We start from the raw sequence: 26,834 nt of genomic DNA, 5'->3' as shown, positions 1-26,834 counted from the left end.
ACCATACATCTATAGCTTCTTTAACTTCTCTTTTGCTATTTTGGCACTTTTTTTACCTTGATAATTCTCTACGATATTTTCATAAAATGCTCTTGCCTGTGCCTTGTCTCCACTCTTCTCTAAAGAGATCGCTGTATGAAGCAGCAAAACATCTATGTAACTTGCCTGGTCATAAAGTCCGGCACTCTTCTTAAAGTAAAATATCGCATCTTCATACTTCTTTGTATAATATGCAATTTCACCCAGATAATAATTTGAAGCGGCAGGCTTATACCCTTTTATATCAGTGATCGTAAATCGTTTTTTTGCTTCACTGTAACGCTTCTTTACAAAGAGCCTTACCCCTTCACTATAAAGTTTTGAAGTGGGTTTATCTTCCAGTGTCTCTTCAGAGATCGTTGTTTTTTCTTTTGAAGAAGGCGTATATTTACCTTTTGAGTTCAAGATTTTTTTAAGCTCTTCTTTACTTACATAGTTATCATTGATATTATCTATCATCGCCCCAAGCTCTTTGAGCAGTGCGGTATTGTCATTTCCTGTTCCCATAGAAGAAGTACCAATACCCCTTTCTTGTAATTCTCCCATTGTGGCATTTAATCCCTCTATGAGAGAGGTCAAACCATCTATCCTCTCATTTTGCTCTGAGATCTGTCGTTTGAGTGCAGCGATAGTCCTTTTATTTTGAATCATCATATTCTGAGAAGAGGTTGATCCATTATTTGAATTATTAAATCCATACACAGAAGGCTCTGCCAAAAGTGCAGTAATGCTTAGCACTAAAAAGAAAAACAGATTACGTAGATACTTTTGCTTCATTACTCTACTACTTGACTAAACGAAGATCCACTCTTCTGTTTTGTGAATAACATCCATCTGTTGGGTTACTGCACACAGGGTTACTCTCACCAAAACTTACGATTACCATTTTACTGGTATCAACCCCTTGTGCAGCGATGCCATCTTTAACCGCCTTAGCTCTTTTAAGTCCTAACGCATAGTTGTACTCATCTGTACCAAACTCATCACAGTTACCTTCTATCTTTATCTTGGAAGCACTTGCATTATGGGCTACGTTTGCATTGGAAGCGATAGTGTTTTCCATCCCTGAAGAGACACCATAATCCCCAAACTCAAAATAGATACTCTGGAAACCATCGCTACTGCTGTTATATTGCCCTCCAGCACCATTTTCATTACCATACCTGTTTTCATCTATCGTGACTGTATCACCTGCTATTTGTGTTGAATCTGAAATATTGTTCTTTCCTGTAAGATCCGGTGCCGTCTGACTACATCCGGTCAATAGGAGTACTGAAAATGTAGTAGTTGTTATTATTATTTTTTTTATCATAGTTTATTCCTTTTGTGAGAAGAGTTGATTACCAATCGATAGATTGGATTTTTCGCCCACCAAGTGGGAAAAGCAAACTTTGCTGGCTTGTAAGATTGATATATCCTATCGAAGATCCACTACCTCTGTGTTTGATATAGAGTATCACAGATCCGTCTGTAGAAAATCTCGGAAACTGATTGGCTCCTGTTGTAGTCAGTGGACGTGTACCTGAACCACGTGAAGAAGTTAAATAGAGATTAAAGGTATTACTTCCAAAAGCATTTTTACTCTCTCTGCTGGAGTATACGATCTTATTTCCATGCGCATCACATGCATTGTTATTTCGTCCATGATAAACCACTTGTGAGACAGCTGAAGAGTGGATAGATTTTTTAAAGATATTTGCATACCCAAGTCTATTAGAAACAAAAATCATACGACTCTCATCATCTACATACTTCCCATTCACATCGATACCATTAAACTTGGTAACTCTCGTCTTTGCATTTGTAGCAAGATTAAGTTCATAAATATCAGCCTGTCCATTAGGTGCCATAGTCAGTAAAAGTTTTGAACCATTTTTACTTACATCAGAACAAACCATCATCCCCTCAGAAGAAGCAATTTTCTTTTTAGCCCCGGAATAGATATTGATCTTATAAAGCGTTGGCACCAAATCTCTATAAGAGGTGTAGTAAAAACTTTTTTGCTTCTTATCTGCCCATTTAGGGAACAGGTTAAGTCCACCCCTAATGATGACTTTTTGATAGTTGAACGTATAGTCTGCCAGGAGTATCTCACTCTGTCTTGGTGTGGTATAACGTGAAAAAACCACATAACGGTTGATCCAGCTAATGTCCGGATACTTCAACACATTGTTAATATCAGAGATGGCTTTATGTGCCAAAAAAGGCATTTTACTTGTCGTAGGTATAGAATAATTCTTTTTAAATACCTGAGTACCATCAGATGCTTTCAATAGACGTATGCTAAGCTTTGTTCCTGTTGTTTGACTAAGTGCATACTTAAGTACATACTCTTTACTTTTAAGTGCAGGTTCAATAAATTTTGAAGTGATATCCCCTTCATGCCGTGTAGTATCTGCTAAAAAGTGTCCGGAGATCTTAAGGTCAGAGAGTAAGATCTTGAAGATCTTATCATTGGGAACAACTGATCCATCCACTAAAGCGATACGAGAACGATGTTCGACATCCGTTTCTATCTTCAGTGTGGCATCAACGGCAAAAAGGTTTATAGATAATAATAAAAGTAAAAGATATCTCAAAATAATTCCTTATTTTTTTAGTGTACATTGTATCAAGGCTGAGTTGAAATCTTCATTAATTAATATCAATTCTCTTTTTTAGATTGTGGTAAAATAAGCAAGAAGGAGTGTTTAATGAATGATATTGTCATTGCTTTAGCCAAAGCAGCTATTTTGGTTGCATTAAATCAACCTGAAAATTTTGATTTGGAGCAAGCATTAAAAGAATACCCTATGCTTGAAGAGAATGGTGCAGCTTTTGTTACCATCAACACAGACCTGAATAAGGAACTTCGCGGATGCAGAGGTTCCCTTCAGTCCTACCGTCCACTCTACAAAGATATTATTTTAAATGCCCAGTCTGCTGCCTTGCGTGACTCACGGTTTACACCTCTGACTCTGAAAGAACTCAACCATATTAAGATCAAAGTTTCTATCCTTTCTGAACCTAAAGAATTAAAGTATAGTGATGTAAAAGACCTGGAAAGCAAATTGCTCCCTCTTAAAGATGGCATCGTACTCAGACATAATGGTAAACATGCTACATATTTGCCTCATGTCTGGGAACAATACCCCAGGTTTGATGATTTTTTCTCCAATTTATGCCTCAAAGCAAATTTAACCAACAACTGTCTTTCTCAACATCCTGAGATCTCTACCTATACCGTGAAAAAATATAAGGAGAAGTAATGAGCAATGGTACACGAAAAGCTGCTGTACGAGGTCAATTTTATCCAAAAGAGTGTTTGAAAGTAAGAGCTTTTTTTGAGAAATTCAACCAGAAGTTTGATGAAGTCAGCATCTCAAAAGAGGTACAGGATATTATCCCTTATGCAGTCATTGTCCCTCATGCTGGCTATATCTACAGTGGATTCACTGCCAACTTTGCATACAGGTTTTTGAAGCAGACAAAAGGTAAACGCATCATCGTCATAGGTCCCAGCCATCATCACTACTTCAAAGGTATTTCCGGAAGTTATTATGAAAAGTATGAAACACCTTGTGGAGAGTTGGAGATAGACAGCCCCTATCTTTTTGCACTGGCAAAACAGTTTGACATAGGCTTTGAACCCAAAGCACATGAAAAAGAGCACTCTACTGAAGTACAAATGCCTTTCATCAAACACTACTTGCCAAAAAGTCAGATCATAGAACTTATCTATAGTGACACGACAGCAAAAAATATAGCCCCTCTCATCACAGCACTCTTACAAAACAAAGACAATGTTGTTGTCATCAGCTCTGACCTTAGTCATTTTCACAGCCTGGAAGAGGCAAAAAGTTTTGATGAAAACTGCTTAAGGGGTGTTGCTAAACTTGATCTAGATGAGCTTGCAAACGGATGTAAAGCCTGTGGTCTCATCGGTATCCAAGCCATGATACTCGCAGCCAAACAACTCAAACTCTCATCCAAACTACTCGACTATCGTACCTCTGCAGATGCAAGCGGCGACAGTAGCTCAGTAGTTGGATATATGTCTGCGATATTTTATTAAGAACTGTACTTGTAAGACTCGGATCAATGCAAGTATTAAGGAAACCTTTTTCATTATAAAATCTTCCATATAGCACATTTTATAAGGTTTTATATAGGAAGTTACATATTAATGATCTTTAAACGTCGCTACAGCGATAAACGTTATAAAATATGTTAGATTATAAGGTTTTCTAAATCAAGATAGTTTGAAAGAAGTAACTCATATTTTTCTTCAATAGCTAATGCTTCATACAAATATTTACTTGCTTGCTTGATCAATTTTAATTTCTGGATAAGAGCCAATAGTCAATACTTGAACAGAATATTTCATGATTGTTTGTTACCATTCCTCTTCGTTAATACTCTCCATCGTACTTTCAGAAAACATATAGTCTGTCTCTTTGGCTATCGTATGGCATTTTATACAGGATTGGATTTTGCCCTGATAGTATCATTCCATTCCGCTTTCATTATAGACTCCATACCACCAATCACCATTTTCAGGGTCATAACCTTTTTCCATTTTTATCATAATGGTCAGTTTGGCTGTTTTTGAGCGTTGTAGATCAGTATAGAGTGGTTTCAGTACAATTGAACCCACTGGAAATAAACTCAATTTTTCAACATAAGCCTTTTTAGCTATTGTATTAACATAGATGTCAAACCATGCATTGTGATCAGCGGATACTAGTGTTTCGGTATTGAGTTTATGCAGGCTTTTCCAGCGTGGAAAGGTAAATTGGTTTTTATAATCATGTTTGATTACCCCTTCATCATTATCTGTTTGGGAGGCAGACAGATCGAGCATAATCATCGTACTAAGTATAAAAGGAAAGAGTACAGGTTTCATTGATCCCAATGGTAGAAGACTTGCTAAAACTAATTTCTTCATAACTTTTCCTTTTCGTACTCAATTTTAGAAGTCATTCCATTTTTGCATAACAATTATATTAAGGGGGTGTGTAGAGTGTGTGCAAAATTCATATACATTTTATACTATTAGTCGATATTAACTTAATTAAAAAACTGAAGTCCTAATAAAAAGTATTTTAAAGATAATGTAAATAGTGAATATTATACTGGTTGCAAAAAGTTACCCATATTCAAAACCTTATAAAATATATAATTTTATAAGGTTTTAAAAGGAACTAAATTTACGGATTTTTACGAACTATCTCACTCTCCGTACCATCAGTAAATATCACCTGTACAGCTATAGATTTTGCTGTACCAAGTGGCATGGTCAGATAGATAATATCTTTGGTAACAGCCATGGGGTTCTTACTGTCACAAGCCTGAAGTTCCCATACCTTATCCAGATCATCTGAGTTGATGCTGTAACGCACTTCTTTTATGCCACATGTATAAGATTCCAAGTGTGTAAAGTAGATCAACTGTTTCCCGTTAAAATCACGAAAACTCACCCAGTTGTTTTGAGTCATATTAAGTATCTGATTCATCTGATTGGGTGGCATAGCACTGGCAGGTAAAGAAAAAACTGCTAAAAGTAGAATTGATACTATGAATGTAGTTATTTGTTTCATGTGATACTCCTTACTGAATATTTTAGATCATATACTCCACTTCACGATGCCTATGACTCTCATAGATGCCAAGTATCCTTACATCATCGGCAAAGAATGCCAATTCTTTTAGGGCAAGTTTTAATACTTCTGAATCGATATGCCCATCGATATCAATATGAAATTGACTTCCAGGAAGCATTTGGGTTCCCATATAGCTCTCGATCTTTAAAAGGTTAATACCATTGGTTGCAAAACCTCCAAGTACTTTATAGAGGGCTGATGGTATATTTTTTACCTGAAATACCAGTGAAGTGATGTATCTTTTAGATGGATCGAAAAGAGGTACATTCTTTTCTCGTGACAGTATGAAGAACCGTGTAGTATTTCCACGCTTATCTTCAAAATTTTCTTTTAAGATCTGAAGCCCATAGATATCTGCCGCTAGCTTTGAGGCGATAGCTGCTCTTTGAACATCTTGTAACTCAACCAGCTCTTTGGCAGCACCTGCTGTATCAAGTTTTGCTTCTGCTTTTAACCCTAGTGAGATGATATTGTGATGACACTGTGCCAATGCCTGAGGATGGGAAGCAACATATTTCAGATCTTCCAACTTTGCATCAGGCAAGGCAAGCAGACAATGCACAACCGGTTCAAAGTGCTCACCTATAACATGCAGTGCCATTTTAGGGATCAGTCTATAGATCTCTTCTACCCTACCCGCCGTAGAATTTTCTAAGGGGATCATCGCCAAGTCAGCATCACCCTGCTCTACCAGCCACATTGCTTCATGAAAAGTATCACATGCGATAGTCTCATAATCTTCATAAGCATTTCTACAAGCCTGCTCCGAATAGGCACCCTGGACACCTTGATATGCTATCGTTTTATGCATCTTATCACCCTATTATTCTATTATTTTGCTCACCGGAATCTCTACGATCGACTTCGCACCATGTTCTTTAAGTTTTGGGATCAGATCACGAAGATTTCCTTTATCTACAACAGCCATCACATCTATCCAGTCACCTTTTGCCAAATGTGAAACAGTAGGATTATCATTTGGAAGTATCTTCAAGATAGCCTCCAATTCAGCCTCTGGTGCATTGAGCATTAAACAGACCTTTGGAACCGCATCTATTACAGATTTGAGCATCATGATGATCCTGTCAATCTTTACTCTCTTTTTCGGATCTTCATATGCTTTTTTGTTGGCGATGAATCTTGTAGTTGTCTCAAGAACCGTATCAATGATCTTCAGGTCATTCGCTCTGAGTGATGATCCTGTCTCTGTGATCTCAACGATGGCATCTGCAAGATCAGGTACTTTGACCTCAGTCGTTCCCCAACTAAACTCTACATTGGCTTTAACACCATGAGAAGCCAGATAGTCAGTAGTGAGATTGACCACCTCAGTTGCTATTGTCTTTCCCTCCAAGTCTTTGACACTCTTATAAGGAGAGTCCTCTTTGACTGCCAACACCCATTTGATAGGCTTAAAACTCTGTTTTGCATAGGTAAGTTCACATACTTCTATTACATCAGAACGATTCTCCTTGATCCAATCCAAACCGGTCAATCCGCAATCAAGCTGTCCACCCTCAACATATCTTGCCATCTCCTGCGCACGTATAAGCATACACTCCAGTTCCGGATCATCAACAGAGGGATAGTAATTTCTCTCTCTTACCTTGATGTCATATCCAGCCTCTTTAAATATCTTGATCGTTGACTCTTGCAAACTTCCTTTTGGGATCCCTAATTTTAATACCATATAACACTCCTTTTAAAATAATTACCTTACTCTTTCGCAATAAACTCTGCTTCAAACTGATACGTTCTAGCACCCTTATGACGACCGAAACCTATACCTTGAAGTTGTTCCAGATACTCTGTCAAACCGGTATTGAAGTTCTCATTGTTTGAAACAGTTTTAAGTTTAAACTCAAATCCTCCAGTAGGATCGATAAGTAACAGAACTTTCACTTTTTCACCTGCATATTCACTTTGGGCAGGCCAACCCTCTAACATACTTTGTACTTTCGCCAAATAAGCATTTTCTACACCGCTATCACTACTTTGCTGTTGTTTGAGTGAAGAACTGATACGTTGACTTGCACTTATAGGTTTATCTGTCACCTTGATAAGGTTATTTTTGGGTGCCGACTTTATAGGTTTATCTGTCACCTCTATAAGCTTTTTCTTTTTAGGTGTTTTAACATTTGCAAAAAGGTCTAAAGCTTTCTTCTTGGGTTTTGTAAGGTTTTCATCTTTTTTCTTTACTGCTTTTTTGACTACTTTTTCTTTAATAACCTTTTTCTTTACCACTTTTTTAGTCTTTGGTTTAGGTTTTGGCTTTATTTTAGGTTTATCTTTAGGTTTTGGCTTAGGCTTAGGTTTGACTTTTGGTTTAGGATTGATCGCTTTTTTAGGTGCTGAAAGTGCTACTTGTATACGACGTTCATCTTTTTTCACATAATGCACTGACTTTTTTTCATCACGTGTATTAAAATAAAAAATCAGCAAACCAATAAGTAGAAAATAGATAACAAACGCCAAAAATCCAGAGATGAATGTAGAAGACTGTTTTATCATAGGGTTATAAGTGAGACCTTCTCAAAACCAGCTGCTTTGACACTTTTAAGTAAATACATCACATCTCTATATTTAAGCTGTTCATCTGCGCGTATGTAAACTTCAGAATTTTTATCAAACTTTGCTGATTGGTTGACAAAATCATCTGCAAAAGTATCTAGAGCATACACATCTTTGTTTAGGTATATTTTTTGGTTTTTATCCATACGGATAGTAAGTGTTTTCGGTTTTGTGACTTTAACAGTTTTAGACCCTTGAGGCAGGTCTATCTGTTCCTGAAAAGTAATTGTCGGCGCTGTGATCATTAAAATAGCCATCAGTACTAACATTACATCCACAAGAGGGGTAATGTTCAAGTCTGGACTATCATCCCAACTAAACATAGTTAAGCTTCCTCACTAACCTGAGATAAAATTACTTCTGACTGAGAAGAAAGCAAAGAAGAAAGTTCATATGCTTTACGTTTCAAGATCAGATGAAAAGTATAGGCAAAGATCGCAACAGCAATACCTGCTGCTGTTGCGATAAGGGCTTCAGAGATAGCAGGAGCTACTACACTCAAAGAGGCACTGGATTGTGAACCAAGTTTAGAAAAGGTTTCCAGTATACCTATCACCGTACCAAAAAGACCGATGAATGGTGAAGTAGATGCAATGATAGAAAGCCAGGTTAGACCCTTGGTTGAAACACGTATAGCATCAGAAGATGCTGCTTCAAGTATGGCACTGTTTGGAATATTAACACGAGACAGATAAGTAAAAATAAGTGAGTTACTAGCCACTGATTTTGACTGACCTGTGTAGAGTGCTTTAAGTGATTTGGCTTCAGAGCCTATACGTGAGTTTATAATATAGAATCTATCTAAGAATACCCAAAATGTAGCGATAAAATAGACTGATAGCAGAAGCAGCACAAAAATAGTAATTGCACTGCTGTCTATGAAATAATCTAGGAGAGATCCCAATTTAGAGAGACTTTCCGATATGCTCAACTTTACTTACAGCAGCTGCAATAGCTGTGTTAGAAGCTTCTGTACTCTTGAGCAACGTTTTAGCTGCTTCAAGTGCTTTAGCAAGGTCACTGTCATCACCAGAGAGAGCGACTGCACCATCAACGATACAAGTTGTTTTTTCTTCATCGACTTTTACATACCCGGAGTTGATAGCAACTGCTAATTCACTCCCATCTGATTTTTCGATACCGATCACACCTGTATCAAGCAACGATACCAAGGTAGCGTGATGGGCTAAAACACCAAATTCACCCTCAGACCCTGGCAATGTTACTTGTTTTACTTCAGCATCAAAGATCACACCGTCCGGTGTGACTATTTCTAGCTTCATAAGTTCCATAATTATCCTTTATACGATAGACTATTTAGCGTTGATCTTATCATTTTTCGCAACAGCTTCAGCTATGTTACCTACCATGTAGAACGCAGCTTCATTCATGTCGTCATATTTACCCTCAAGAAGACCTTTAAATCCTTCGATAGTCTCTTCAAGTGTAACATATACACCTGGAGAACCAGTAAATACTTCAGCAACGTGGAAAGGCTGAGAAAGGTATTTTTCAATCTTTCTTGCTCTTTCAACAACAAGTTTATCATCTTCAGAAAGCTCGTCCATACCAAGAATCGCAATGATATCCTGAAGGTCTTTATATTTTTGAAGAATTTGCTGAATACCACGTGCCAAGTCATAGTGCTCTTCACCAACAATTTGTGGAGAAAGCATTCTTGAAGTTGAATCCAATGGATCAACCGCAGGGTAGATACCTTTTTCAGCAATCGATCTGTTAAGAACAGTTGTTGCATCCAAGTGAGCAAATACTGATGCAGGAGCCGGGTCAGTCAAGTCATCCGCAGGAACATATACTGCTTGAACAGAAGTAATAGAACCTTTAGTTGTTGATGTAATTCTTTCTTGAAGTGCACCCATCTCTCTCGCAAGTGTTGGCTGGTAACCAACAGCTGAAGGAATACGACCAAGAAGTGCAGACATCTCTGAACCTGATTGAGCAAATCTAAAGATATTATCGATAAACATCAATACATCAAGACCCATCTCATCTCTAAAGTACTCAGCCATAGTAAGACCAGTAAGAGCAATACGGTTACGTGCTCCTGGAGGCTCACTCATTTGACCGTAGCACAGTGCAACTTTGTCAAGTACGTTTGATTCTTTCATCTCGAAGTAAAGGTCATTTCCTTCACGTGTTCTTTCACCAACACCTGCAAATACTGAGTACCCAGAGTGCTTAAGCGCAACGTTGTTGATCAGTTCCATAATAATAACGGTCTTACCAACACCGGCACCACCAAATAGTCCGACTTTTCCACCTTTTGAGTATGGCGCAAGAAGGTCAACTACTTTGATACCTGTTTCAAATACTTCAGTTGCTGTACTTAAGTCTTCAAATGCAGGTGGATCTCTATGGATCGACCAGTACTCTTTAGCATTTACATCACCTGCTTCATCGATAGCTTCACCGATAACATTGAAGATACGTCCAAGAACTTCTTCACCTACAGGAACTTTAATAGAGTCACCAGTTGCTTTAACTTCTTGACCTCTAACAACACCTTCACTCATATCCATAGCAATTGTTCTTACTCTGTTATCACCAAGTTGTGCTGCTACTTCCAAAATCAATCTTTGCTCTTTACCATCAATCACGATCGTTGTTTCTAACGCTTCATTGATCTCTGGTAGGTAGTCTGTAAAATCCACATCTAGAACGGGACCTAAGACTTGTACTATTTTACCTGTCATTTCTTCTCCTCTAATTATTTCATTGATTCCATACCACTGATGATCTCTATGAGTTCAGTAGTAATGGCTTCTTGTCTTGCTTTGTTGTATTTAACATTAAGCTCTTTAACCATCTCTTTAGCATTTGTCGTTGCTGCGTCCATTGCTTGCATACGAGCAGAGTGCTCAGCAGCCAATGAGTCAATAAGTGAGTAATACATTGTATACTCAATATAACGCTTAACCAATGCATCAAGAAGTGTATCATCATCATCCGGTTCAACTTCAAGTTCTGAAGTCGAAGTAGCACTAAGCTCTAACTTTGATGTATCCACCGGTAAAACATGATCTTCTTTTATCTCTTGAGTGATCATATTTACATAACCGTTGTGTATCAAAATGATCTTATCTGTTTCACCATTCACATATGATGCTGCCACTTCAGAGATGAACTCTGCAGCTTGTTTAAAGTCAGGTGATGCAGAAAGCCCGATGATCTCATCACTTAATTCAAAATTATTGAATTTAAAGTAATCAATACCTTTTCTACCTACTGCTCGAAGACGTACTTTAACATCTTGTGCTTTATAGTCAGAAATCAGTTGGTTTACCCTCTTGATCGTTTGTGAGTTAAATCCACCACAAAGACCTTTGTCTGCAGTAATAAAGACAATATCAACTTTTTTCGGATTTGGTATATCCTTAAAATAGACATTATCGATACCTTCTGCATTAGACTGTTGCATTTTTTGAGCGATCTCTTCTATAAGCTCAGTCAATTTTGCAGCATAAACTCTTGAACGCTTAGCAAGCTCTTCTGTTCTTTTCAGTTTAGCAGAAGAGACAAGCTTCATAGCGTTAGTCGTTTTTTGTGTGTTCTTAACACTCCCGATCTTACGCTTTATCTCTTTTAAATTAGCCATTATAAGCCTTTCTTACTCAGCAAATGAAGCTTTAAAATCTTCGATAGCTTTACGTAATTCTGCATCTGTATCGTCAGAGATCTTTTTCTCATTTCTGATACTCTCTAAGATGTTTGCATATTTTGCTTCCATAAATGGCATAAGATCTGCTTCAAATTTAGTTACTGAAGATGCAGCAATATCATCTAAGTATCCATTTGCACCAGCAAAGATAATTACAACTTGTTTTTCGATAGGCACTGGAGCATAAGGTCCTTGTTTAAGAACCTCTACCATTCTTTGACCACGCTCAAGTTGTCCTCTAGTATAGTCATCAAGATCAGATGCAAATTGTGCAAATGCCTGAAGCTCTCTAAATGAAGCCAAGTCAAGCCTAAGTGTTCCAGAAACTTGTTTAGTTGCTTTAATTTGAGCAGCACCACCAACTCTAGATACTGAAAGACCTACATTGATCGCCGGTCTGATACCTGAGTTGAACAAGTCAGTCTCAAGGAAAATTTGACCATCAGTAATTGAAATAACGTTTGTTGGGATATATGCCGCAACATCACCCGCTTGTGTTTCAATGATAGGGAATGCAGTAATTGAACCAGCACCTAATTCATCAGAAAGCTTCGCAGCTCTTTCAAGAAGTCTTGAGTGTAGATAGAAAACATCCCCTGGGTATGCTTCACGACCCGGAGGTCTTCTAAGAATAAGTGACATCTCTCTGTATGCAACTGCATGCTTAGAAAGGTCATCATAGAAAATAACTGCATGTCTGCCATTATCTCTGAAGTACTCAGCCATAGTAACACCCGCATAAGGAGCAAGAAATTGTAACGCTGAAGAGTCAGCTGCACTGGCAGTTACGATGATCGTATACTCCATTGCCCCATGCTCTTCAAGTGTTTTCACTGTAGCAGCTACTGTTGAGTTCTTTTGCCCGATAGCAACATAGATACAAACAACATCTTGACCTTTTTGGTTGATGATCGTATCGATCGCCAATGTAGTCTTACCAGTTTGTCTATCACCAATGATAAGCTCTCTTTGACCTCTACCAACCGGTACAAGTGCATCGATCGCTTTGATACCCGTTTGAAGTGGCTCATGAACAGACTTTCTACCCATGATCCCTGGTGCTTTCTCTTCAACAAATCTATGTTCTGATGCCTCTATTGCACCTTTACCATCGATAGCTTCACCAAGTGGGTTTACAACTCTACCGATCATAGCATCTCCAACCGGTGTTTTAAGAAGTTCTCCAACTCTCTTAACGCTCATACCTTCTTTGATACCTGCACTTGAACCAAGAACAACAACACCTACGTTTGCCTCTTCAAGGTTTAATACTAGTCCTTTAGCACCATTATCAAACTCTACAACCTCACCTGCCATAACATTGTTAAGACCATAAACGGTTGATATTCCATCTGCGATACCTACTACTTTTCCTATTTCATTGATGTCAACATCAATCTCAAAGTTCTCGATTCTTTCTTTGATGATTGAACTTATCTCATCTGCTTGCAATTTAACTGCCACTGATACTCCTTTCTATTTAGATAACTATAAAGATTTCTTAATGAAATCAATTAGTTGTTCTTTAACTCTCTGTTTAGAGAAGTTAACCTCAATACCCAAATCATCAACTGAAACACGTAACCCGTCAAGATCCGTTTTTTCCTGTGTCAATTTAATCGTAGAACCTGTATATTTTTTAAGTGTCGCTTCTAACTTACTTAACTCTTTATCACCAAGTGTCTCTTTGCTTTTCAATACACCTTCGTATTGATTTGACTCTTTTTGCAAGTCAGCATTAATTACTTTAGCAATAGCAGGAATCAGATCAAGTCTTCTGTTTTCACCCAAAATCTTAATAAAGTTTACAAGTGTCGTATCTGCTTTTTTACCAAGAGCAGACAGGATCATTTCTGTTTTTTTCTCAGCAGTAACAATAGGAGAAGTTAAAGCTGTTTTAACTTCATCATTATCAATAGCTTCAGTAAGTACATTAAGTACTTCTGCAATACTTGCTATATCTTTACTTACAGAAGAAAGTGCTGTTGCATATCTTTTAGCGATTAGTTCTTCCATCTATGCCACCTTCTTAGAAATAATATCAACAACTTTAGATTCATCGATCATAATGTCATCATTTGTGATATTCTCACTCAAGATCTCATCAATCGCTTCTCTAGCAGATCTTCTCTCTTCTAAAGTCATTTTCTCTGCAAGTTGTTTCTCCATAAGAATCAACTCACTTTCATTTGCTTCAGCGATCTTTTGTGCTAAAAGAGTTGCTTCTTTTTTTGCATCTGCAATGATCTGTTCAGCTTTCTTTCCACTCTCATCTAAACGAGTTTGAGCTTCTTTCTTCTCATCTTTAGCTGCTTGAAGTTTATCTTCTATCTCTCTAAGCTGTCCTGCAATACCTTCTTTTCTTCCTACAAAGAAATTTTTGATCGGGCTGGCGATCAAATAGTAAAGCAATGATGCAAAGATAATAAAGTTAACCACTCTTGGCCAAAAGTCTGTCTCTCTACCTGTTTGTGCAAAGTAACGAGTTGACTCGGCATCTCCACCACTAGCCAAAAGGATAGCAGGTACCATAAGTAAAGACAATAGTGCTAATTTTTTCATATTCATCCCTTCCTATAATTTGCTAAACTTAGCTTTGAGGCTCTCTTTAAATAGAGGCATTTGAGAAAGAAGAGAATTTTTAAGACTCTCTTTATCTGCTGCTAACTTCTCAACGAAGCTACCATACTCTTTGTCCAGTTCACTCTGTTTTGTTTCGACTTTACTTGCAGCCAATGTTTTTTCATCATCGATCGCTTTCTGTCTTATTGCCGCAGCTTCATTCTTAGCATTGCTAAGATTTTCATCTGCTTTAGCATTGAGTTCATCAGTGTTGCCACTGAGACCTTTTGCTGCTTCTAAATCTTTTGCTATAGAGTTATCTCTATCATCCATGAACTTAACCAATGGCTTAAATAGCATATTATTTAAAACAACAAGAAGGAACAGAAACAAAGCTAAGACGAACAACATCAATGATAAATGTATATCAAGCATTAAAACTCCTCATGTAAATTTCGTATTATTTTAGCATTTTGGAGATGAGATGTTGGTTAAATTTTAGGGTTTTTTGAGGAATGTTAAAAAGTTTTCGATATCTTTCTCATTAGTTAAGCTTATCTCAATGCTTTTAGCTTTGATTTTATGTTTAAAGGGTAATGCTGTTTCCAACTCTTTTGCATATTTTTCAAGTAAATAAGGTGTAGAAGGTTTAAGGGATGCGATTGAAACATTCTCTTTATGATTTTTCACCATTTTTTCAGCATCACGAACACTTAGTTTCTGTCCGATGATACTATCAATAATGATTTTTTGCTTTTTTTCATCAAGTCCAACCAAGACTTTTGCATGCCCCTGAGAAATTTTCCCGGATACAACTTGTTTTTGTGCATAGTCGCAAAGACTCAAAAGACGCATGGTATTTGTGATCTGTGAACGGCTTTTATGAACAATGTTAGAGAGTTCGTCATGGGTAATTTTATGTACATCTATCAACTCTGCATAGGAGTTTGCAAGTTCGATGGCATTAAGATCTTCTCTTTGTATATTTTCAATGAGTGAGAGTTCACGAAGTCTTACTTCATCTATATCTACATCCGCAATGATCGCTTTGATCAATGGGAGTTTTGCAAGTTTGTGTGCTCTTAGCCGACGTTCCCCCGCAATAAGTAAATAACCATCTTCTTTTTCTATCACAACGATAGGTTGAAGTAAACCATGTTCTTTAACAGACTTACTTAGTTCTTGAAGTGCTTTTTCATCAAAATGTTTACGCGGTTGAAAAGGGTTGGGCGTGATCCTGTCAACAAGAAGTTCTTCTACTCTGGCACCCTGCTCTTCAAGTTCAAAGCTGTCTATGTGACCAAGGTCTTTTCCGTATGCCTCTTCTACTTCAGAAAGAATATCCCCCAGTCCTTTGCCTAATGCCATTTCCTAACCTCTTACTATAACTGTTGCCAGATCTCTATAGGCAATAGACCCTTTGGAACTTGTTGCATAATGCGTTACCGGTTTACCAAAACTTGGACTCTCCGCCACCTTTACATTTCGTGGTACTACAATGCACTCTTTGCCTTTTTTGATATGGAAAAGCTTATCTTTAAAGTGATGACTTAGATCTGCAAGCACTTGTTTAGAAAGATTATTTTGTTTTGAATACATCGTAGGCAAAAATCCTTTGATCTTGAGTTTCGGATTGATCGTCTTTTTCAAGAGGCTTACTGTATTGAGTAACTGTGCCAATCCTTCTAATGCAAAAAACTCACACTGAATAGGAATGATCACTGAATCAGAAGCACTTAGAGCATTAATAGTAATAGGACCCAATGCAGGAGGGGAATCTATAATGATAAAATCAAATTTTTTAGAAACTTCTTTGATCTTCTCTTTAAGGATCAGTTCTCTGTTTTTCTTTTTAGGATTATAAAACTCTTTTTCTATTCCAACAAGACCAATGTTCGAAGGTACAAGGCTAAGGTTCTTTATGGCTGTTTTAAGTACTACTTCAGAGATCTTTTTACTCCCGATAAGTACATGATAAATATTAAACTCATAATCACTTCTGCTAAACCCTAAACTGGTGGTTGCATTAGACTGGGGATCGATGTCTAAAAGAAGGACTTTTTTACCTTTTTCAGCTAAAGATGCTGCTAGATTTACTGCTGTTGTTGTTTTCCCTACACCACCCTTTTGGTTGGCTATGCTTATCACTTCACTCATCGTAAACTATACACTCTCTTACCCCCTATTATTAAAGAGCCATCCCCACACAAACTTGCGTCTGACAGGCTCTTTTGATAGTTTTCAATATGAACTGAAAACTTTTTGCTTTGTTCAAATTCTACCTCATACTCACTAAAAATCTGCTTCCATTTTGGAAATTTTTCAAGTGATAAAAGGTAATTTTCAAGCAATATTTTCGGTGTAATATCGCACTGCAAGGCTCTGTAGCCATTTTGTGTATTTTTTAAATTTATTCCAATTCCACACACTAAAACATTTTTTACTTTTTGTGTGATCGTTCCACCTATTTTATCATCATTCAAATAGAAATCATTTGGCCATTTTAACCAGATATCTTCACCAAGTGCCTCAAGTGTTTGTTTCATGATAAAAGAGAAGTAGATAGAAGCGGAAGAGAGTGACAGATCTTTAGGAAGCATCTCTAATTCTACAGCCACCGAAGCAAAAAAGTTCCCTTCTCCTCCACTCCAGCTATTGTCCCTACTACCAACACCAGAACTCTGCTCTGAGGCAATGACGGCTACAGGGGATTGAAGTGTACCCTCTTCTAGTTTTTCTATAAGATACTTTTGTGTCGACGGGAGTGAGCTAAATGAGAGTATCTCCAACTTTCATCCCCCTTCCTACACAATATGCTTTTGCAGACATTGCTTTTTTAGAAGCAGGTTGAAGATTCTCTATTTTCAAAGCACCTTTTTGACATCCTACTACAACACTATCATCTATAAAAGAGAGTATTTCAAAAGCTTTATTACTACTTGTTGTATCTACCAAAGAAAGTCCGTCAAACTTTGTACCATTAGCTGCAAATATACCTGGCCAGCCCTCAAAAGCACGGTATTTGTTATAAATAATCGTTGCATCCTCAAAGTCTACTTCACCATGACTTTTTTTGATCTTCTTACAGAGTGTTGCCAAGCTTTCATTTTGTGCTTGTGGTGTTATATTTTCATAGTTTCTGATTGTACTTAACGTAAGCTCACATGCATCATCTGTAAGTTGTTGCATAAGCGCATGTAGTCTCATCTCGTCAGGTATCACAAACTCTACTTTTTCAAGCATAGGTCCGGTATCCAATCCCTCTTCCATCAACATAGAGGTCACACCTGTTTTTTCATCTCCATTAAGTAAAGACTGCTGAACAGGACTTGCACCTCTGTACTGTGGTAAAAGTGAAGCGTGTAAATTAATGCATGGTGCAATATCCAAAATACTCTTAGGTAAGATCTGACCAAATGCAGCTACCACAATAAAATCTGGCTGAGCATTTCTTATGGCATCTTCTATACCCTCATCACTAAGACGATTAGGTTGCAGTACTTGAATACCATTTTCTTCTGCTACTATCTTAACAGGTGGAGGTGTTAAAACCTTTTTACGCCCTACTGGACGGTCGGGTTGTGTTAAAACTAAAGAGACTTCTATATCTTCAGCTTGTATCAGTGTATCCAATATCTCTCTTGCATAATGAGGAGTTCCCATGTAGACTATTTTGTTATTCATATCACTCTCTTTATTCATTTCATAGATTTTCTAGGTATTTCTATAGACAAAACTGTACTCATTGAATCGGTTGCCAACGATACTCAGGGTCTATCACTTTGATAAATGGAACACTTTCTGCTGCATGACAGGCATTACAACTTTGTTTCACCTGACTGTACTCTTTCCAGATGAGCTTTTCATCCTTTGTGGTTAATGCTGTTTTCATTATTTTGTACTGTGTATTTAAAAACATTGTTTCACTGTTTGTTTTACGTTTAGGCCGTCTATGTGTACCGTTAGTGATAGCTTTTTTGATCTTATCCCATTGGTAATTTGCCAGATCATAATTTTTAGCTTTGATGGCAAAATAAAAACTGTTAAAACGGTATCCCACTTCGACCATAGCCAGATCAAACCCTCTGAACTGTTTCTGAATGGCTTTAAATTTTTGAGTATCTGTTTTTGTTTCCAAAAGCCAATTGGATGTAGTGGAGTAATTGTTTTGGGCCAATAACCAGCTAGAAGAGAGTAGTAAAATGAGAAATATTATTTTCATTTATTATCCTATTTCTTAAAAAGTGTGCCACCAAAATGTACATTGTCAAGTAGAAAGCACTTCGCATCACTCAAATCAAACCCACTGGCTAAGAACATCTCTCTACCATGCTTCATCAGAAAGTCTGCAGATTGTAACTTCGTCACAATACCACCTGTGGCAAATTCATTGCTAGGTGTGTGTTCTGCACTAAGCTCTTCTTCCAAGATAGTAGTCACTACAGCTCTTCTTTTTGCATCATCATATCTGTTTGGATCTTTATCGTAAAATGCATCTATATCTGAAAGAATGACCAGAAGTTCTGCATCAAAATAGTGTGCAACATGTGCGGAGAGTCTGTCATTGTCACCAAAAACCAACTCTTCGATACTTACTGTATCATTTTCATTGATAATAGGTACAACGTTGTTTTCTAAAAGGGTATCTATAGCCACTTTTGCATGTGCAACATGCTTAGCAGACTCAAAAACATCTGCACTGAAAAGTACTTGTGAGCAAAGCACATCAAATATTGCAAATTTCTCTTGATACATTTTAAGAAGGAGTGGCTGCCCCATGGCCGCAAGTGCTTGTCTGTTAGCAATAGAACTTCTATCTAAAGGAAGTTGCGTGAAACCTGCTGCCACAGCACCTGAACTCACTAAAATCACTTCATACTTATGTGCTTTAAGTTCTGCTATAAGCTGAACAAGTGCCAACATACGTACTTTTGCGATAGCTCCATTTTCTGTCAAGACATGTGAGCCAACTTTAATAACAATGCGTTTCATATTTACCTACTTTTATTCAGCTTCATTTTCTTCTTCAACATTTTTTACAAAACCACCTAAAGCATAACGTAACGCTTCTGTATTTATGTGTGCTACAGAAGAGATAGGGAGCACAAAAAGTGGCTCTTTTTCCGGTAAAGCTACACCAAAATCTGTTTTAAATCCATAACTCATATAATTTGTATCTGCTTTATATTGATTCAAGGTATCATTTGCTTCTAAACCAATATCTGATAAAAAAGTTTTTGTAAGTTCATTCACTTCATCTTGCGACAGTGCATCTATCTTTGTGATGGCAATAGCATGTTTTCTCGTTGCCAAAGTTTCACTGTAACGATGTAACTCTACCAAAAGTGTCTCATACTGATATTTCATCTCTCTATAATTTGCTGCATCTATCATAAGCAGCAGTGTTTTTGTTCTTTCGATATGTTTCAAGAACTCCAAACCTAAACCTCTACCATCACTCGCACCTTCAATGATACCAGGGATATCTGCCATCATAAATGAATCATAATCTCCTATGTGTACTACTCCGAGCTTTGGAGTGAGTGTTGTAAACTCATAATTTGCGACTTGTGGTCTGGCATTTGAAAGTGTAGCAATGAGTGTTGACTTCCCTACATTTGGATAGCCGACAAGTCCAACATCTGCGATAAGTTTCATTTCAAGTCTTACTTGTTTGGTAACGCCTGGTAAACCTGGCTGTGCATAAGTTGGTCTTTGGTTTGTTGAACTTTTAAAGTGCATATTTCCTAAACCACCCTTACCCCCTTCAAGAAACTGAACCACTTCACCTTCAGTTACAAGATCTAAAATCTCTTCGCCTGTTTCCATATCTACCACAGTAGTACCGGGAGGTACCGTAATAATCGTATCTTGACCTTTGCGACCATAACATTTACGCCCTTCACCCGGACGACCATTTTCTGCTTTAATGTGATGACGTCCACGAAGTCCTGAGAGTGTATCGGTATTGTTATCTACTTTAAAAAAGACTGAGCCGCCACGACCACCATCACCACCATCCGGACCACCGTTTGCAACAAATTTCTCTGTCCAAAAAGAGATGGAACCTGCACCACCTTTACCTGAGCTGATCATGAGCTCAACACTATCTACGAACATAACTAAACCTTTATATCTTATGAGAAACTATCATCTGATATGATGATAGTAAATGAATTATGAAATTATATCTAAATTAGGAAAATTATCGCTATAATCTTCTATACTAAAAATAATTTCAAGGGCATTTAATGAAATCTATTAAACCTATATCAACTATCATTCTATTAAGCTCACTCTTTCTATATAATGGCTGTACTCCAAGAAAAGTACCAGTGAGTAAAGGCGGATACTATCATAGTGATATCTATTTTGGTAAAAACTTTTCAGATAATTTTAAACAGGGCATTGAAGATGGATGTACAACTTCTAAAGGTGATTACAAAAAAGCACATTCACTCTTTAACAATGATAAAGATTATAATGATGGTTGGTTTTTAGGCCGTAACAGATGTAAACATTTACTTGTTCTGGATGAAGAATAAAAAATGAAGATAATCTAAGAGGATTAGAGAGGTAAGTCCGAGAGAAACTCGGACTCAAATAAATTATGCAGGTACTATTGAAACTTTTTTCTGACTAGCAGTTCTGTTTTCAAATTTAACTACACCTTCAACAAGTGCAAATAAAGTATGGTCTTTACCCATACCTACACCATTACCTGGATGAACTTTAGTTCCTCTTTGTCTGATGATAATATTACCTGGGATAACTGCTTCACCACCAAATTTCTTAACACCTAAACGACGTCCAGCTGAATCTCTGTTATTCTGAGTGGATCCTTGACCTTTCTTGTGTGCCATCTGAGCTCCTTATGCTATTTTAGTAATTCTAACTCTTGTAAAGTCTCTTCTGAAACCTCTTTTAAGTTTTGAATCTTTTCTTCTTCTTTTCTTGTAGATAATAACTTTTTTATCTCTACCTTCATTGATCACTTCACCTTTAACTATAGCACCCTCTACGAATGGAGTACCTACAGTTAATTCACCGTTATCTAACGCTAGAACTTCTTTAAATTCTACCGCTGCTTTTGGTTCAAGACTCATGTTGTCAAAACAGATGATATCACCCTCTTGAACTTTGAATTGTTGACCACTTGCTTTAATGATTGCGTACATTGCAAACCCTTTATTCTATATTGTCTTAAAAAAGTTCGTGATTATACCCAAACAATGTTTAATATTTTTTTAAAGTATTGAGAAATAATGAATATCTCCTAACCAAAGTCAATATTGGCATCTGCCAAGGCAATACAGTCGATCTCTATCTTTACATTTTTTGGTAAACTTCGTACTGCCACTGTACTTCTTACAGGCTTATGTGTACCGAAATAGTGTGCGTAAATAGCATTGATCTTGTCGAAATCACGCATATCTTCTAAAAAAATGGTTGTTTTGATCACATCATTAAAATGTGCATTAGCCGCTTCAAGAACATAAAAAAGATTTTTCATCACTTGATGTGTCTGGCTCTCAACATCATCAGCTATTAACTCTCCATTGGGCAATAAACCGATCTGTCCTGAGGTATACACAAATCCATTGACAACAACTGCTTGTGAATATGGTCCTATGGCTTGCGGTGCCTCTTGAGTTGAAATAAATTTCATTTTTTAATCTCCTTACTGTGTATTTCTTTCATAAAAGACATAAGACGTAGAGTAATCAGAAAATTCAAAATAAACTTTCATTTCTCCCGGATCTTTTTTACCATTAAAATTCAGGTCATCAATCCCGTATCCATAGCGGTAAGGTCTTATTTTATTATCATTGCTTCCATAAGCTGTTGAGACTTTATCTATCTTAATAAACTTATGAACTAATTTATCTCCGGCATACACATCAAGTACACCATTGGTTCCTGTCCAGTTCTGCAGTGAACGGCTAAGAGAGTTTTGTGTCTCTTGCGTACATCCGGTAAAAAACAGGATCATTACTGAGAAGAGTAAAGTTTTTAATTTCATAATTGATCCTTTAAATATGATTTATTATATTTTAGCACTATTTGGATTAGACTTTTGGCATTCCAAATTTTTGTGTAATGAGTTCACCTTCATCATTAAAATAAAGATAATAGAGTTTATCTTTTGTCACTGAAAGTCCTGCAAGATATCGTAAGGCAAGATTGGCTTGCAGTGAACCTATATGCATTACGATAGGTGCAGCGATACCGCCTGGTTTATGGTCAGAGATATTGAATACTTGAAAGTTCGCCTCTTCAAAAAAACAGACTTGCCCGTTAAACTCTTCTACAGAGGCATAGATCCAAGGTGTTTTAGTCTCTTTGGCATACTTATCTATCTCCCCTCTTACGGGTAGATTGTCTGTAGCATCCAATATGAGATCATAGGTATTGCCCATCCCTTTAAAATCCTCAAAATCCATATCGAAAGCAACCGCTTTTACAAAAGGATTTTTATTTTTAATAAGTGATGCCACTGCTTTAGCTTTACTTTTTCCTTCATCTTCAAGCGTAAAGGCTATCTGTCTATGGATATTATGATTGGAGACAGTATCAAAATCAACCATATGTATCTCACCGATGCCAGAAGTCCCCAATGCCATTGCCAGTGTACATCCTAATCCACCAGAACCTATGATCGCTATCTTTTTATTTTGTAAACTCTGTTGTACATTTGAACCCCAAAGTTGTATCTGTCTGTTAAAGTATTGCTCTGGAGTCACAGTAGCTCCTCTCGTTGCTTTAATTCCTTTTCAAAACTCCATACTCTTCTATGTTCTAAAACCTCTGCCTTATCTATTACTTCAATAAGCATCGACTCTTTATCTTCAAGCATCATCTCCACTTCACCTTGTGGAGATACTAACATCGTATCACCATAGAACTTCCACTTGACCTCATCATCACTGTACTCACCCAAACGATTTGCACGTAGAATGAAACATCCGTGTAAAAAGGCTTTGGTTTTAATGATCTCTCTCCAACGATTATGTGAACCAAACGTTGACGCGGTAGGAAGCAGAACCAGATCTATTTTCTTTTGTGTTACTTTTTGCCAAAAAGGGTCAAAATGAAGTTCAAATCCAGCCATGACCATCACTTTAAAACCTTTGATATTAAATGTCATCGGATCCTTGAGCGGAGCTACTTTATTTGCAAAAAATTTCTTTTCATTCCAGTGTGCATAGGGAAGTAAAATTTGCTGTTCATAGTAGCTCGCACTTTTAGGAGTGATCTTTGCAATGGTTTTATAATAACCATCTTTTTTAGTCAAAATGATCGGAGCGATAAAAATAATATCATATTTTTTTGCAAGATTTTTAAGTAGTTCAATGTGTTTACGGCTCTGCTCTTTCACCATGTTGGGTGCCATTGTTGCAAATTCTTTAAAAAAGTGATTAAGCACATATTCACCAAGAAGCATAACATCTGCTCCTCTACCATGTGCCTGCTTGAGATAAAATTCCAGTCGTGTAGCATTCATACCAAGTGTTGGCAATTGTAAGGCCGATACAACCAGTTGTTTACTGCTTGGCATTTATGCATCCTCTCCTACATTCTGATTGGCTTGTTCTATCACCGTAATCTTCATCTTTGCTTCTTCTATAAGTGTTTGGGCTTCTTTAATGTTTTTAAGACCCTCTTCATAAAGCTTTACAGACTCTTCAAGTGTTATTTCCGGATTCATAAGCTTTTCAAGCAACTCTTTTGAGTGCTCTAGTTTTTCTTCAAAGGTTTCATTTTTCATTTAAGTACATCCTTGATATTTTCTTCAAACTTCTCTAACTCTACCAAAAAGGCATCATGTCCATAATCACTCTCAACTTCAAGATAACTATGCGACTGACCATTACGCTTCATCATCTTAGCGATGTGTTCCATCTCTGAAGGGAAAAATAGATAATCAGATGAAAAACTTATCATATGTACATTTGCTTTAATACGCGAAATAGCATCATGCAATGAATCATACCCACGACTTAGGTTAAATGTATTTATTGCCTTTACTATATAAAGGTAAGAAAGCGGATCAAAAATACGTGAAAAGTTATTGGTATTGTACTCCATATATCGTTCTACTTCGTAACGTCCAAAGAGTTCAAACAGACCATCATTGCTGACATAATTACGCCCAAATTTATCATCCATTGAATGAGGAGAAAGGTAAGATATGTGCCCGGCGATACGTCCGATGGCCAAACCATCCAACCCTTCTTCTTTAAAAGCATCTCTTGCATAGTTCCCATGTTTAAAACGTGGGTCTCTACGTATGGCTTCCACGGCTACTTTATTGAATGACATTGTCCAAGGTCTTGTCGCATAGGTTGCTGCCAGTGAGATGATGGCATCTGCAAAGTTTGGATAATCTACAGCAAACTGAAGTGCCTGCATCCCACCCATAGAACCACCTACGATAGCTCGCACATGATATATACTAAGAGAAGAGAGTAACTGCATTTGTGCTCTGATCATATCTTTTACTGTGACTACAGGAAATCTCAGTCTATAAGGTTCTTCACTGGGATAGTTGTCGCTCATAGGTCCTGTACTTCCAAAACATGACCCCATTACATTGGTACAGATGACAAAATACTTTGTTGTATCTATCGCCTTATCATCACCAATAAGTCCATCCCACCAACCTGCTTTTCTGTCACCTTCATAGGTACCCGCAGCATGGTGTGAACCACTCAATGCATGACAAACCAAAACAACATTACTCTTCTCTTCGTTTAGCTCACCATAAGTCTCATAAGCAATCTCATAAGGCTCTAGTATACGTCCACTCTCTAAGTAAAGAGGGCTGCTAAAATGTGCTGTTTTTGTTTCGATTTTCATTAGGTACTTTTGTGCTTAAATTTAATTGTAATATTTTATCATATTTAAACTTTGTGGTGGAGGTTGTAGGGTGCGTTAGCAAACGCACCTTTTGTATTTATTATTTAATAAGCCTTTTGGCGAATGTGTGATTGTATGAAATTTCCTTATTGGTGCGTTGGCAAACGCACCCTACATATTAACCTAACGCCTTCGCAAGATCATCAATCAAATCTTGCGTATCTTCCAACCCAACACTCAGTCTCACAAGACCTCCAGGTACTCCTGCTTCTATAAGCTCCCCGGCTGAGAGTTGCTGATGTGTGGTACTTGCAGGATGGGTAATGATAGACTTAGAGTCACCGATATTTACTACCAGTGAAAAAATATCTGTACCATCCGCTATCTTCTGTGCTGTTTCTTTGTCTACCACTTCAAATGAAAGAAGACCACTGTGTCCACCTTTAAAGTATTTTTGACCTAACTCGTAGTTAGCATCTGACTTAAGTCCAGGGTAATTGACTTTTCCTACTTTTGGATGTGCTTCAAGGAACTCTGCTATAGCTAATGCTGAACTTGAATGCTGTCTCATACGAAGTGGCAGAGTCTCAAGTCCCTGGATGTACAACCATGAGTTGAACGGTGAAGGTGCAGCACCCAAGTCACGTAGCAGTGCAAGTCTTACCCTAAGTGTAAAAAGTGGTAAAGGTAAGTCACTGTATACAAGTCCATGGTAACTTTCATCCGGTTCATTAAAATGTGAATAACGTGTATTACCCTTGATCTTCTCTACCAAATTATGACGTTCTACGATAACACCACCGATAGCAAGCCCCTGCCCTGTCGTATATTTACTTGCTGAGTGTACCGATAGATCACATCCAAGCTCTAAAGGCTTACAAAGCATCGGTGTTGCAACGGTATTATCCACACACGTAAGGATGTTGTGTTTATTTGCAATAGCTACGATTGCATCAAAATCAGCCACATCGATGCTTGGATTTGTAATGCTCTCAAAAAGGATGATCTTTGTTTTATCATCGACAAGTGCTTCTATTTCAGAAGGATTTCTCACATCAAAATAACGTGTTTCTATACCAAAACGTTTAATGGTATGTCCCGTAAGTGTAGTAGTACCACCATAGACTTGCTTTGCTACGATAATGTTATCACCTGCTTCAGCCACATTGGCAATAGCATAAAAGATAGCCGCCATCCCTGAAGCAGTTCCTATAGCAGCCACCCCACCTTCAAGTGCTGCAAAACGTTTTTCAAAGACATCTGTTGTAGGATTCATCAATCTTGTATAAATATTCCCAAGTTCTTTAAGTGCAAAAAGGTTTGCTGCATGTTCTGTATCTCTAAACTCATAGGCTGTACTCATATAAATAGGTACTGCCATGGTCCCCTGTGCATCTTTTTCATATCCTGCATGGATGGCTAGTGTTTGTTCGTGCATTACTCTTCCTTATTTAATAATATAGGTAAATTATAGCTTGTGC

General features: G+C 37.4%; 36 protein-coding genes. 3 read left to right on the top strand and 33 right to left on the bottom strand.

Going from position 1 to position 26,834, the window contains the following annotated elements:
• Positions 1-9: 9 nt before the first annotated feature.
• The 3 genes from ACLHDG_RS03645 to tolB are packed head-to-tail and all read right to left on the bottom strand — an operon-like array spanning position 10 to position 2,618.
• The gene (locus ACLHDG_RS03645; RefSeq protein WP_415407631.1) at positions 10-816 is read right to left on the bottom strand and encodes a tetratricopeptide repeat protein; all 807 of its coding nucleotides are present in this window, start codon (positions 814-816) and stop codon (positions 10-12) included.
• Between the two features lie 7 nt (positions 817-823).
• Complete coding sequence (locus ACLHDG_RS03640; protein WP_415407630.1) at positions 824-1,351, bottom strand: OmpA family protein; 528 nt, start codon at positions 1,349-1,351, stop codon at positions 824-826.
• Positions 1,352-1,379: 28 nt separating this feature from the next.
• On the bottom strand, positions 1,380-2,618 hold the full coding sequence (tolB, locus tag ACLHDG_RS03635; RefSeq protein ID WP_415407629.1) for a Tol-Pal system protein TolB: 1,239 nt from the start codon (positions 2,616-2,618) through the stop codon (positions 1,380-1,382).
• A gap of 114 nt (positions 2,619-2,732) precedes the next feature.
• Here tolB and amrA point away from each other — a divergent pair, with 114 nt between their 5' ends.
• Positions 2,733-3,287, top strand: a complete 555-nt coding sequence (gene amrA / locus ACLHDG_RS03630; RefSeq protein WP_415407628.1) for an AmmeMemoRadiSam system protein A — start codon at positions 2,733-2,735, stop codon at positions 3,285-3,287.
• Positions 3,287-4,093, top strand: coding sequence for an AmmeMemoRadiSam system protein B (gene amrB, locus ACLHDG_RS03625; protein ID WP_415407627.1), 807 nt, complete (start codon positions 3,287-3,289; stop codon positions 4,091-4,093). Before amrA ends, amrB begins: the two co-directional genes overlap by 1 nt.
• 432 nt (positions 4,094-4,525) lie before the next feature.
• Here the strand turns inward: amrB and ACLHDG_RS03620 are convergent, their stop codons facing one another.
• The 21 genes from ACLHDG_RS03620 to obgE all read right to left on the bottom strand — a co-directional run bounded on the left by ACLHDG_RS03620 (position 4,526) and on the right by obgE (position 20,613).
• The gene (locus tag ACLHDG_RS03620) at positions 4,526-4,966 is read right to left on the bottom strand and encodes a hypothetical protein (RefSeq protein ID WP_415407626.1); all 441 of its coding nucleotides are present in this window, start codon (positions 4,964-4,966) and stop codon (positions 4,526-4,528) included.
• Between the two features lie 262 nt (positions 4,967-5,228).
• Positions 5,229-5,618, bottom strand: a complete 390-nt coding sequence (locus ACLHDG_RS03615) for a hypothetical protein (RefSeq protein ID WP_415407625.1) — start codon at positions 5,616-5,618, stop codon at positions 5,229-5,231.
• Positions 5,619-5,640: 22 nt separating this feature from the next.
• The gene (locus ACLHDG_RS03610; protein ID WP_415407624.1) at positions 5,641-6,492 is read right to left on the bottom strand and encodes a prephenate dehydratase; all 852 of its coding nucleotides are present in this window, start codon (positions 6,490-6,492) and stop codon (positions 5,641-5,643) included.
• Between the two features lie 12 nt (positions 6,493-6,504).
• A complete protein-coding gene (gene hisG / locus ACLHDG_RS03605; RefSeq protein WP_415407623.1) occupies positions 6,505-7,371 on the bottom strand; it encodes an ATP phosphoribosyltransferase in 867 nt (288 codons plus the stop codon).
• Positions 7,372-7,397: 26 nt separating this feature from the next.
• On the bottom strand, positions 7,398-8,192 hold the full coding sequence (locus ACLHDG_RS03600; protein ID WP_415407622.1) for a hypothetical protein: 795 nt from the start codon (positions 8,190-8,192) through the stop codon (positions 7,398-7,400).
• Complete coding sequence (locus ACLHDG_RS03595) at positions 8,189-8,575, bottom strand: biopolymer transporter ExbD (protein ID WP_415407621.1); 387 nt, start codon at positions 8,573-8,575, stop codon at positions 8,189-8,191. Before ACLHDG_RS03595 ends, ACLHDG_RS03600 begins: the two co-directional genes overlap by 4 nt.
• Positions 8,576-8,577: 2 nt before the next feature.
• Positions 8,578-9,156 (bottom strand): MotA/TolQ/ExbB proton channel family protein, encoded by a 579-nt coding sequence (locus tag ACLHDG_RS03590; RefSeq protein WP_415407620.1) that lies wholly within the window; start codon positions 9,154-9,156, stop codon positions 8,578-8,580.
• A 1-nt stretch (position 9,157) separates the two neighbouring features.
• A complete protein-coding gene (gene atpC / locus ACLHDG_RS03585; RefSeq protein WP_415407619.1) occupies positions 9,158-9,544 on the bottom strand; it encodes an ATP synthase F1 subunit epsilon in 387 nt (128 codons plus the stop codon).
• A gap of 21 nt (positions 9,545-9,565) precedes the next feature.
• Positions 9,566-10,966, bottom strand: a complete 1,401-nt coding sequence (gene atpD, locus ACLHDG_RS03580; RefSeq protein WP_415407618.1) for a F0F1 ATP synthase subunit beta — start codon at positions 10,964-10,966, stop codon at positions 9,566-9,568.
• A gap of 14 nt (positions 10,967-10,980) precedes the next feature.
• Positions 10,981-11,868 carry an ATP synthase F1 subunit gamma gene (atpG, locus tag ACLHDG_RS03575; protein WP_415407617.1) on the bottom strand — a complete coding sequence of 296 codons (888 nt, stop codon included), beginning with the start codon at positions 11,866-11,868 and terminating at the stop codon, positions 10,981-10,983.
• 12 nt (positions 11,869-11,880) lie between these two features.
• Complete coding sequence (atpA, locus tag ACLHDG_RS03570; RefSeq protein ID WP_415407616.1) at positions 11,881-13,395, bottom strand: F0F1 ATP synthase subunit alpha; 1,515 nt, start codon at positions 13,393-13,395, stop codon at positions 11,881-11,883.
• A 24-nt stretch (positions 13,396-13,419) separates the two neighbouring features.
• On the bottom strand, positions 13,420-13,947 hold the full coding sequence (locus tag ACLHDG_RS03565; RefSeq protein WP_415407615.1) for a F0F1 ATP synthase subunit delta: 528 nt from the start codon (positions 13,945-13,947) through the stop codon (positions 13,420-13,422).
• Positions 13,948-14,493 (bottom strand): F0F1 ATP synthase subunit B, encoded by a 546-nt coding sequence (locus ACLHDG_RS03560; protein ID WP_415407614.1) that lies wholly within the window; start codon positions 14,491-14,493, stop codon positions 13,948-13,950.
• A gap of 12 nt (positions 14,494-14,505) precedes the next feature.
• Positions 14,506-14,928, bottom strand: coding sequence for a F0F1 ATP synthase subunit B' (locus ACLHDG_RS03555; RefSeq protein ID WP_415407613.1), 423 nt, complete (start codon positions 14,926-14,928; stop codon positions 14,506-14,508).
• A gap of 63 nt (positions 14,929-14,991) precedes the next feature.
• On the bottom strand, positions 14,992-15,861 hold the full coding sequence (locus ACLHDG_RS03550) for a ParB/RepB/Spo0J family partition protein (protein ID WP_415407612.1): 870 nt from the start codon (positions 15,859-15,861) through the stop codon (positions 14,992-14,994).
• A 3-nt stretch (positions 15,862-15,864) separates the two neighbouring features.
• Entirely contained in the window at positions 15,865-16,650 is a 786-nt protein-coding gene (locus ACLHDG_RS03545; protein WP_415407611.1) for a ParA family protein, read from the bottom strand.
• Positions 16,647-17,282, bottom strand: coding sequence for a biotin--[acetyl-CoA-carboxylase] ligase (locus ACLHDG_RS03540; protein WP_415407610.1), 636 nt, complete (start codon positions 17,280-17,282; stop codon positions 16,647-16,649). The genes ACLHDG_RS03545 and ACLHDG_RS03540 overlap by 4 nt, the downstream gene beginning before the upstream one ends.
• Entirely contained in the window at positions 17,263-18,177 is a 915-nt protein-coding gene (gene fmt / locus ACLHDG_RS03535; RefSeq protein WP_415407609.1) for a methionyl-tRNA formyltransferase, read from the bottom strand. Before fmt ends, ACLHDG_RS03540 begins: the two co-directional genes overlap by 20 nt.
• Before the next feature lie 58 nt (positions 18,178-18,235).
• Positions 18,236-18,715 carry a hypothetical protein gene (locus ACLHDG_RS03530; RefSeq protein ID WP_415407608.1) on the bottom strand — a complete coding sequence of 160 codons (480 nt, stop codon included), beginning with the start codon at positions 18,713-18,715 and terminating at the stop codon, positions 18,236-18,238.
• A gap of 8 nt (positions 18,716-18,723) precedes the next feature.
• Positions 18,724-19,485, bottom strand: a complete 762-nt coding sequence (proB, locus tag ACLHDG_RS03525; RefSeq protein ID WP_415407607.1) for a glutamate 5-kinase — start codon at positions 19,483-19,485, stop codon at positions 18,724-18,726.
• Positions 19,486-19,497: 12 nt separating this feature from the next.
• Entirely contained in the window at positions 19,498-20,613 is a 1,116-nt protein-coding gene (gene obgE, locus ACLHDG_RS03520; RefSeq protein ID WP_415407606.1) for a GTPase ObgE, read from the bottom strand.
• 131 nt (positions 20,614-20,744) lie between these two features.
• On the opposite strand from obgE, the gene ACLHDG_RS03515 reads away from it, so the two are divergent.
• Positions 20,745-21,038, top strand: coding sequence for a hypothetical protein (locus tag ACLHDG_RS03515; protein WP_415407605.1), 294 nt, complete (start codon positions 20,745-20,747; stop codon positions 21,036-21,038).
• A 63-nt stretch (positions 21,039-21,101) separates the two neighbouring features.
• Here ACLHDG_RS03515 and rpmA read toward each other — a convergent pair whose 3' ends face one another.
• From rpmA to ACLHDG_RS03470, 9 genes are all read right to left on the bottom strand, one after another.
• Positions 21,102-21,356 (bottom strand): 50S ribosomal protein L27, encoded by a 255-nt coding sequence (gene rpmA, locus ACLHDG_RS03510; protein ID WP_415407604.1) that lies wholly within the window; start codon positions 21,354-21,356, stop codon positions 21,102-21,104.
• Between the two features lie 9 nt (positions 21,357-21,365).
• Complete coding sequence (gene rplU / locus ACLHDG_RS03505; protein ID WP_415407603.1) at positions 21,366-21,671, bottom strand: 50S ribosomal protein L21; 306 nt, start codon at positions 21,669-21,671, stop codon at positions 21,366-21,368.
• A gap of 98 nt (positions 21,672-21,769) precedes the next feature.
• The gene (locus ACLHDG_RS03500) at positions 21,770-22,162 is read right to left on the bottom strand and encodes a RidA family protein (protein WP_415407602.1); all 393 of its coding nucleotides are present in this window, start codon (positions 22,160-22,162) and stop codon (positions 21,770-21,772) included.
• A gap of 12 nt (positions 22,163-22,174) precedes the next feature.
• Positions 22,175-22,516: a hypothetical protein gene (locus tag ACLHDG_RS03495; RefSeq protein WP_415407601.1), complete on the bottom strand. Its 342-nt coding sequence runs from the start codon at positions 22,514-22,516 to the stop codon at positions 22,175-22,177.
• Positions 22,517-22,562: 46 nt separating this feature from the next.
• Positions 22,563-23,237, bottom strand: coding sequence for a HesA/MoeB/ThiF family protein (locus ACLHDG_RS03490; protein WP_415407600.1), 675 nt, complete (start codon positions 23,235-23,237; stop codon positions 22,563-22,565).
• Entirely contained in the window at positions 23,234-24,052 is an 819-nt protein-coding gene (locus ACLHDG_RS03485) for a carbon-nitrogen hydrolase family protein (protein ID WP_415407599.1), read from the bottom strand. The genes ACLHDG_RS03490 and ACLHDG_RS03485 overlap by 4 nt, the downstream gene beginning before the upstream one ends.
• Complete coding sequence (gene xseB, locus ACLHDG_RS03480; protein WP_415407598.1) at positions 24,053-24,262, bottom strand: exodeoxyribonuclease VII small subunit; 210 nt, start codon at positions 24,260-24,262, stop codon at positions 24,053-24,055.
• A complete protein-coding gene (metX, locus tag ACLHDG_RS03475; protein WP_415407597.1) occupies positions 24,259-25,353 on the bottom strand; it encodes a homoserine O-acetyltransferase MetX in 1,095 nt (364 codons plus the stop codon). Before metX ends, xseB begins: the two co-directional genes overlap by 4 nt.
• A 178-nt stretch (positions 25,354-25,531) precedes the next feature.
• Entirely contained in the window at positions 25,532-26,791 is a 1,260-nt protein-coding gene (locus ACLHDG_RS03470; protein ID WP_415407596.1) for an O-acetylhomoserine aminocarboxypropyltransferase/cysteine synthase family protein, read from the bottom strand.
• Between the last annotated feature and the right edge of the window lie 43 nt (positions 26,792-26,834).

This window comes from Sulfurovum iocasae, from assembly GCF_047716765.1.
Lineage (GTDB): Bacteria > Campylobacterota > Campylobacteria > Campylobacterales > Sulfurovaceae > Sulfurovum.
The sequence above is the reverse complement of the archived record's forward strand: the minus strand, read 5'-3'. Positions and strand labels throughout refer to the sequence as shown.